The organism is Rathayibacter sp. AY2B7 (assembly GCF_002931635.1).
Taxonomy (GTDB): domain Bacteria; phylum Actinomycetota; class Actinomycetes; order Actinomycetales; family Microbacteriaceae; genus Rathayibacter.
The window spans coordinates 25,755-32,276 of sequence record NZ_PSUC01000027.1 but is presented as its reverse complement, the minus strand read 5'-3'; the positions used below and the strand labels follow the sequence as shown (position 1 = coordinate 32,276).

Here is a 6,522-nt window from a genome sequence, read left to right as displayed (position 1 = left end):
GGTGCGGCGTTCGACGCCGGTACCGACTGACCCCGCCCGCCCGACGCCCCCGCGCGCATCCGTCCCACCGGGACGCGAGGCGCACGGGGGCGTCGTGCCGTGCGGGCCGACCCGGCGCGCCGGGTGCGAGGGCGGGCTGGCGCGAGAGCGGTGCTCCGGCGTTCGTCGCGCCGGCCGTCAGGGCGCGGAGGACCGGACGAGCGCGAGCGCGGCGTCCACGGTGGCGAGCGACTGCGCCGGATCGACGCGGGCCAGCACGAGCGCGGCCACCAGGAGCGACACGAGGACGTCCGCCTGAGCCGACGCCCACGCCTGCGCGTCGGGCCAGCGGGCCAGCGCTCCGGCGCGCAGTGCGCCCAGCAGCTCGGCCCGGTAGTCGGCGATCACCTCGCGCACGGCGTCGTCGCGCGCGATCGGCGCGCCCGCGGCGTTGAGCAGCAGGCAGCCGCTCCTCGCGGAGAGCGTGCGGGAGTCGGCGAGCGCCGCCCGCAGCCCGGTGAAGTACTCCTCGAGCGCCGTCGGCGACGCCCCTCGCGGATCGACGAGCGGGGCGAGCCGGGGCCGCACCACCTCGTCGAGGTAGCTCTGCACGGCAGCGTCGAAGAGCCCGCGCTTGCTGCCGAAGGCGTGGTAGAGGCTGGAGCGGCGCAGTCCGGTCGCGGACTCCAGGTCCGGGAGCGACGCCTCCTCGAAGCCGCTCTCCCAGAAGACGGCGCGGGCGGCGCGGACGACCTGCTCGGTGTCGAAGCCCTGCGTGCGACCCACGGTGCTCCTCCTGAGGGGTGACAGCTGCGGCGCCGCACTGGCGCGGACCGCTCGCTCCAGTATATTGTGGACTGGTCGTTACACAATCGGTGCGGAGCCCTCCGCATCACGACCATCGCCTGGAGGCCCGCCGTGATCGTTCTCGGACTGGTGCTCGCCGCTCTCGCCGCGGCGCTGCACGTCTACATCTTCGTGCTCGAGTCGGTCCTCTGGACGACCTCGCGCGCCCGATCGACGTTCGGCACGACCGCCGGCGAGGCGGAGGCGACGAAGGAGATGGCCTACAACCAGGGCTTCTACAACCTCTTCCTCGCCGTCGTCACCGTGGCGGGCATCGTCGCCGTCGCGATCGGCGCCACCGCCGTCGGCGCGGCACTCGTGTTCGCCGGCGCCGGATCGATGGTCGCCGCAGCACTCGTCCTGCTCCTCTCGGCTCCGACCAAGCGCCGCGCCGCGCTGACCCAGATGACCCCGGGTCTGCTCGCGGTGATCGCGCTCGCCGTCGGCCTCTCACTCTGATCCCCTCCGCTCCACCACCACGAAAGGTCCTATGAGCACCGTCACCAGCACCCAGATCCAGCTCGTCCGCCGCCCCGACGGCTGGCCCGTCGCCGAGGACTTCCGGACCGCGACCGTCGAGTACGGCGACCCGGCCGCGGGCGAGATCCGCGTCGAGAACGCCTTCCTCTCGGTCGACCCCTACATGCGCGGCCGCATGAACGACGTGAAGAGCTACACCCCGCCCTTCGCCCTCGGCGAGACCATGACCGGCGGTGCCGTCGGCAGGGTGACCGTCTCCGACGACCCCGCGTTCCCCGTCGGCAGCGCGGTCCTGCACCAGCTCGGCTGGCGCGACGTCGTGCAGGCCGAGTCGTCGCAGTTCCGCGTCGTCCCCGAGATCCCCGGAGTGCCGCTCTCGCTCCGCCTCGGCATCCTCGGGATGACCGGACTCACCGCGTACGTCGGGCTCACCGCCATCGCGGGCATGAAGGAGGGCGACACCGTCTTCGTCTCGGGCGCCGCGGGAGCCGTCGGCTCGGCCGCCGGTCAGATCGCGCGCCTCCTCGGAGCCGAGCGGGTCGTCGGATCCGCGGGCTCGGCCGAGAAGGTCGCCCTGCTGACCGAGAAGTACGGCTACGACGCCGCCTTCGACTACCACTCCGGCCCGGTCCGCGAGCAGCTGGCCGAGGCCGCGCCCGACGGGATCGACGTGTACTTCGACAACGTCGGCGGCGACCACCTCGAAGCGGCCCTCGACGCCTTCCGCGACGGCGGCCGCGCGGCGCTCTGCGGAGCGATCGCCGGCTACAACAGCACCGAGAAGACGCCCGGCCCCGACAACATGGCGAACATCATCACCCGCGGTCTCACGCTGCGCGGATTCACGCTGTCCGGCTACCTCGACCACGCGCCGGAGTTCAACCGGCTGATGGCCGGATGGTTCGCCGACGGAGAGATCGCCTACGACGAGACCGTCGTCGACGGCATCGACCACGCCGTGGACGCGTTCCTCTCGATGATGCGCGGCGGCAACACCGGGAAGATGGTCGTCCGCGTCTAGCGCCGACCCCGGTGCGGCGGGCGCGAGGAGGGGCACCTCCGGACACCCGCCGCATCCGTCCTCCGCCTCCCTGACCGGGACCTCCGAGAATGCTCGCGGATCCGCGGGGCCGATCGGTCCGGGCGGTGGCAGACTGCGGACATGAGCACGTTCTCGGACCGGACCGGCGCCTCCGCGCTGGCAGCAGCAGCACTCGTCCTCGTCCTCTCCGGCTGCGCGGGCAGCGGCGGAGCCCCGTCCGCGCGGACGCCGCTCCCGACGCCGACGGCGACCGCGACCCCGACGTCTTCGCCGACTCCCGCTCCGACGCCGACTCCCACCGTGACCGTGACGGTCACGGCGACCCCCGAGCCCTCGTCGACCGGTTCTCCCGCCGCGGATCCGGCGGCGGCGCGCTGCACAGGCTCCGACCTGACGATGGAGTACCGCCCCGACCCGGACGCGTCGGGTGCCGGGAACAGCGCCTTCGACCTCGTGCTCACCAGCACCTCCTCCTCCGACTGCGCTCTCGCGGGCATCCCCGGCGTCTACGCGACCGACGCCGACGGGAACCGGATCAGCGCGGTCGCCGACGCGTCCGGCCCGAACCCCGACGCTCCCGTGATCCTCGTCCCGGGCGCCCGGGCGGATGTCCGGGTCGCCTGGCACTCCCCCGGCGCCTACGGCTGCACGGTCGGGACCTCCGCGTACCTCGTCGCCGAGGTCCTCGACGCCCCGGACGGCGCGGTCCGCGCCCCCGCCGAGCTCCAGGTGTGCACAGACGGCACCGTGATGATGGACGCCTCCGCCTACACGCTGCTCTGAGCCCTCCCCGAGCGCGCACACCTCCCGCGCGGCCCTCTGACCGGGCGCGACCCCTTGACCGGGCGCGGCGCAGCCGGGACCCTCGCACTACACGTCCCCACCCACCCCGGAGGTCACCATGAAGGTCGGCTCACTCGTTCTCCGTCTCGCCGTCGGCGGGCTCTTCGTCGGACACGGTCTGCAGAAGCTGCGGGGCTCGTTCGACGGCCCCGGCCTCGACGGCACCGAGCAGATGATGACGAGCCTGGAGATGCACCCGGCCCGGCGCAACGCCGTCGCCGCTGCGGTGACCGAGACGGCCGGAGGCGCCGCTCTCGCCCTCGGCGCCGCGACTCCGCTCGCCGCTGCCGGACTCGTCGCCACGATGGTCACCGCCGTGCGCAAGGTGCACTGGAGCAACGGCCTGTGGAACGCGGGCGGCGGGTGGGAGTACAACGCCGTCCTCGTCGCGGCGACGGCCGCGATCGTCGCGGACGGCCCCGGCGCGCTCTCGTTCGACGCCCTGATCGGCAAGCGCAAGTGGGGAGCCGGCTGGGCGCTGTTCGCCCTGATCGGCGGAGCGGCTGCGTCGACCGCCCTGATCGAGGCCGGGCGACGCGCCGCGCCGGTCGGAGCGGGCACCTCCGGCTCCGACGACGGCGGGTCGGACGACGGCGGGCCGGACGACGACGGCGCCGACTCGACCGCCTCGTAGCCCCGCTCCGCCGCACTGTGCGGGCGCGGTAGCGTCGGAGGCGTGACCGAGACACGCGCCTCCGACCCCGACCGCCCCGAGACCGACGCGCTCGCCCTCTGGCTCGCGGCGGTCGAGCGCCTCGACGCTCAGGACGACCCGGACGGCGTCGTCGAGCGGATGCGCGTCCTCGCAGCCCGCTACCCGGGACACGACGGAATCGCCGCTTTCGAGCTGGGCGGCGCCCTCGACAGCGCGGGACACGAGGCGGAGGCGGCGGTCGAGTACGAGCGCGCCCTCGCAGCCGGCCTGGATGACGAGCGGCGGGCGCGGTTGACGATCCAGTACGCCTCGACACTCCGGAACCTCGGCCGCACCGATGAGGCGATCGACCTCCTCGCCGGCGCCGCCGCGCACCCCGCGGTGGGCTCCGCGCGGGAGGTGTTCCTCGCGCTCGCCCTGCACAGCGCCGGGCGCGTCGACGAGGCCCTGCGGATCGCGCTGGAGGCGCTGGCTCCGGGGCTCCCCCGGTACCAGCGCTCCGTCCGCGCCTACGCCGCCGCCCTCACCGACCCCGAGCAGTAGCGCGGGCGGCTCCTCCACACGGAGGCTCGGCGCGGCGAGCGCTGAGCCTCCATGGGCGCCGACTCAGTCCTCGAGCAGGATCGCGTCGATCTGACCCATCGCCTGGCGGAGTCCCTCCTCTATGCCCATCTGGACCATCTGCTCGAGCTGCTCGACCGACTCGAAACGGCTGCTGAGGACCATCCGCGTGCGCCCCGGCCCGATCTCGTCGAGGGTGACCGTGGCCCGGGTGATCCCCAGCGCGTCGACCGGGTCGCCCCGCTCGTCGGCGAAGCCGTCCTCGAACTCGAACCGCGTCGGCTCCTCCACCCGGGTCACGCGCCACCAGCCGCGCGCCTGCTCGCCGTCCGGTCCCGTCATGACGTAGGCGCTCCGTCCGCCCTCGACCGGCTCGTGCCGCTCGAAGGTCGCCGGCCAGGTCGGCGGCCCCCACCAGCGCTCGAGGCGGCGCGGATCCGTCCAGAGGAGCCAGACGCGCTCGATCCCCGCGTCGAACTCGGCGGTCACGGTCAGGGTCAGTTCCTCGATGTCCTTCACGGACTGCAGCACGCTCATCGCACCTCTCCCTCCAGCAGATCCCGCGCGCCGGTCGGCTCGCGGGTGTCACTCCTCGTCGAGGAGGTCCGACATGCGGTCGATCCTCCCCGCCCACAGCTGCTCGTAGGCGTCGAGCAGGCGCGACGCCCGCCGCACTGCGGCGACCTCGCCCTGCACCAGCTGCTCCCGCCCGCTCCTCCGCTTGCGGACGAGTGCCGCCCGCTCGAGGACGGCCACGTGCTTCTGCACCGCCGCGAACGACATCTCGTAGCGCGCCGCGAGTGCGGAGACGGACTGCTCGCCGACCAGCACCCGGGCGACGATGTCGCGGCGGGTGCTGTCGGCCAGCGCCCGGAAGAGCAGGTCGATATCGGCGTCCATACGTACAACCATGTGGTTGCACATTAGGGCCGTCCCCTCCCCCGCGCAAGAGCATCCGTCTCCGGGGCGAGCGCACCGGCCGGCGCCCGACCTCAGGCGCTCGCGGCATCGAGGGCCTCGGCAGCGGCCGCGAGCACCCAGTCCGGCAGGGGGCGGGCCGCGAACAGCGAGGCGTAGAGCCGGGCCATCGAGTCGTCGGGGTCGAGCCGCAGCGCCTCGTCGAGGTGGAGCCCCGCGAGGCTCGAGACTCCCCTCGCCCACCAGCACCACGCGAGAACGGTGAGCACAGAGGAGCGCGCCTCCTCCGGCGCCAGCGCGGCGGCGCGGGCGAGGAGCCCGGTCGCCCGCGCCAGACGGCCGCGCTCCGGAGCACTCCCGCTGCCGAGCAGCAGGGCCGACAGCTCGAGGTCATGGTCGTCGTCCGTTCCGGCGCGGGCGTCGCGCACCGCGCCGGGCGGCACTCCCATTCCCGCCTGCGGGCTCCGCGCGATCTGCACGGTCACCCGGTCTCGGAGGGGCGGCGACTGCAGGGTCCGCACGATCAGTCCTTCGCGGCGGACGTCCCGCGGTCCGCTGAGCCAGCGCTCGACGAGCCGTTCCGTGTCGCCGACCAGGGGCGGCCGGCGGAGCACCTCCGCGACGAGCGCGCGATCCTCCTCGACGACCGGCGGCAGCACGGAGAGCGCGTCGATGTCCAGAGGCTCGTCGGCCACCGCTCGGGCGAGGACGCCGGTCTCGCTCCGCTCGATCTCGAGGAGCGGACGTGGCCTGCGGCACTCCTCGGCGTCCGTGTAGCGCCCCCATCCGTCGGCGGCGATGCAGGCCACGGCGATGATGTCCAGGCGCGTGCGCTCCAGGCGCCGGAGCACCGCGCGGCCGAGGTCGAGATGCGGGATCCCCCGCTCCTCGGCGTAGCCCGCACGGGTGCAGACCACCACCAGCACACCGGTGGCCCGCGGCATCGTCTCCATCATGGCCGCGCAGCCGCCCGCCAGCGCCTCCGCCTCCATCCCGCGCAGCGTCTCCGGGAGCGGGATCCGGAAGCCGCCCCCGGCGCGCGTGCCGAGGAACGGCACCACCACGACGGACTCCTCCGGACGGATGCCGATGATGGAGGGGACTGCCGCCAGGAGGTCCTGGATCGCGCTCGCCCGCAGGACTTCGGGATCGCGGCGGCGGGACGGAGGAGCAGGGGTTCGCTGTGTGGATGTCATGT

9 protein-coding genes are annotated in these 6,522 nt (G+C 74.0%); 5 read left to right on the top strand and 4 right to left on the bottom strand.

The features are described from left to right. Nucleotides 1–177: 177 nt before the first annotated feature. On the bottom strand, nt 178–765 hold the full coding sequence (locus C5C27_RS06950; RefSeq protein WP_104255471.1) for a TetR/AcrR family transcriptional regulator: 588 nt from the start codon (nt 763–765) through the stop codon (nt 178–180). A gap of 132 nt (nt 766–897) precedes the next feature. Between C5C27_RS06950 and C5C27_RS06945 the strand changes: the two genes are divergently transcribed. The 5 genes from C5C27_RS06945 (at nt 898) to C5C27_RS06920 (ending at nt 4,388) form a co-directional block, all read left to right on the top strand. Next, complete coding sequence (locus C5C27_RS06945) at nt 898–1,284, top strand: DUF1304 domain-containing protein (protein ID WP_104222543.1); 387 nt, start codon at nt 898–900, stop codon at nt 1,282–1,284. A gap of 31 nt (nt 1,285–1,315) precedes the next feature. Then, nucleotides 1,316–2,326: an NADP-dependent oxidoreductase gene (locus tag C5C27_RS06940; protein ID WP_104222542.1), complete on the top strand. Its 1,011-nt coding sequence runs from the start codon at nt 1,316–1,318 to the stop codon at nt 2,324–2,326. Between the two features lie 141 nt (nt 2,327–2,467). Further along, entirely contained in the window at nt 2,468–3,130 is a 663-nt protein-coding gene (locus C5C27_RS17970) for a DUF4232 domain-containing protein (protein WP_181133468.1), read from the top strand. A 118-nt stretch (nt 3,131–3,248) separates the two neighbouring features. Beyond that, complete coding sequence (locus C5C27_RS06925; protein ID WP_104313987.1) at nt 3,249–3,824, top strand: DoxX family protein; 576 nt, start codon at nt 3,249–3,251, stop codon at nt 3,822–3,824. Nucleotides 3,825–3,866: 42 nt separating this feature from the next. After that, nucleotides 3,867–4,388 carry a tetratricopeptide repeat protein gene (locus C5C27_RS06920; protein WP_258059938.1) on the top strand — a complete coding sequence of 174 codons (522 nt, stop codon included), beginning with the start codon at nt 3,867–3,869 and terminating at the stop codon, nt 4,386–4,388. A gap of 63 nt (nt 4,389–4,451) precedes the next feature. Here the strand turns inward: C5C27_RS06920 and C5C27_RS06915 are convergent, their stop codons facing one another. From C5C27_RS06915 to C5C27_RS06905, 3 genes are all read right to left on the bottom strand, one after another. Beyond that, nucleotides 4,452–4,943: an SRPBCC domain-containing protein gene (locus tag C5C27_RS06915; protein ID WP_104313986.1), complete on the bottom strand. Its 492-nt coding sequence runs from the start codon at nt 4,941–4,943 to the stop codon at nt 4,452–4,454. A 48-nt stretch (nt 4,944–4,991) separates the two neighbouring features. After that, nucleotides 4,992–5,306, bottom strand: coding sequence for an ArsR/SmtB family transcription factor (locus tag C5C27_RS06910; protein WP_374953892.1), 315 nt, complete (start codon nt 5,304–5,306; stop codon nt 4,992–4,994). A gap of 92 nt (nt 5,307–5,398) precedes the next feature. Continuing rightward, the gene (locus tag C5C27_RS06905; RefSeq protein WP_104313985.1) at nt 5,399–6,520 is read right to left on the bottom strand and encodes a DUF4192 family protein; all 1,122 of its coding nucleotides are present in this window, start codon (nt 6,518–6,520) and stop codon (nt 5,399–5,401) included. Nucleotides 6,521–6,522 lie beyond the last annotated feature (2 nt).